The following is a 1,354-nucleotide window of genomic DNA, read 5'->3' on the forward strand; positions in this document are numbered from 1 at the left end:
GGCTGGGGCTGCTGACCGAGCCGGTACCGGTGCTGCTCGGCGGCAGCGCCGCCGCCGCCCGGCACCCGAGGCTGCACGAGCGGATCGTCACCGGGCTGGCCGACCGTGCTCCGCTCGCCACCGTCTCGGTCGTCACCGCTCCCCCGGTGCTGGGCGCGGCACTGCTGGCGCTGGACGCCACCGGCCCGTCCCCGGCCGCACACACCGCGCTGCGGGAGCACTACGGCCGCACCGGGCAGCCACCCGACCGGGCCGGCAGGGCGGGTGCCCGGCCGGGAGCAGCCGGGGCATAGCCTCGGTCGGGTGTCGTCGACCTGGTACTTCCTCCCGCTGCTCGGCGGTGTCGTCTTTCTCGGCTCGGCGGTGCAGCGCATGGCCGGCATCGGTTTCGGGCTGGTCGCCGCCTCCGGTCTGGTGCTGCTGGTGGGGCCGCTGGACGGGGTGGCGCTCGCGAACTGCGCGGGCATCGCGATCAGCGGCGTCGGGCTGCTCGCCACCTGGCGGCGGGTCACGCTGCGGGCGATGCTGCCGCTGGTCGGTGCCGCCGCGCTGACCGTTCCGCTGGGTGCCATGGTGGCGCGGCGGCTGCCGGAGCCGGTGCTGCTGACCGCGGTCGGGCTGCTGGTGACGGTGGCCGACCTGCTGGCCGGTCTGGAGGGGCCCGCCCGGGACGAGGACGGCGCCTGGGAGCTCGACCTGCTGGCGGTGCTGGACGCGCCGCAACTGGACGCGGAGAGCGCGGCCACGGTCGCCGAGTCGCTGCCCGACGGGGCCCGCCTGGTGCTCAGCGGTGACCCGCAGCTGCTGGGTGCGGCGGGCGCCGGTGAGGTGCTGGCCGACGTACTGGCCGCGGCGGTGTGCCCGCGTGTCGTCTCCCGCACACCCGACCCCGGCCCGTTGGGCGAGCTGGTGTCCGGGGTGGGCGTCGGCGAGTTGCAGCAGGTGGCCGCGCCCGACCGCGAACTGGTCATCGTTCCGGTGCGGGACGCCGGGGAGGCCGTGCACCGGACGGTGCAGCTGGTCGCCGACTCCGTGCCGCGGGTGATTGGGGTGCCCGCCGAGCAGACGCAGGTCATCACTCCCGGGCACGGCGGTGCGGCCGGCACCCGGGCACTGAACGCCGCTCTCAAGGAGCGTTTCAACCCGGGCCCCGGCCGCTTCGGCGGCTTCGACGTGGGCGACCGGGTCGCCTACTCCCCCGCCCCGGGCCGCTGCCTCTCGGGCACCGTGCTGTCGGCCGACGCCGAGGGGCTGCGGCTGGAGTGCGCGGGACGGGCCGTCACGGTCGCCCCGCACCAGGTGCCGCAGGCGTTGCGGCACGGCTGGGCGATCACCGCGCACCAGGCGGCGGGCC

General features: G+C 77.0%; 2 pseudogenes. Both read left to right on the forward strand.

The features are described 5' to 3' along the window. Positions 1-293 (forward strand): annotated as a pseudogene (locus ACYVE9_RS27070) (ATPase); the annotation flags it as partial. Between the two features lie 103 nt (positions 294-396). Beyond that, positions 397-1,354, forward strand: a pseudogene (locus ACYVE9_RS27075) (hypothetical protein); the annotation flags it as partial.

Source organism: Streptomyces sparsus, assembly GCF_054776295.1.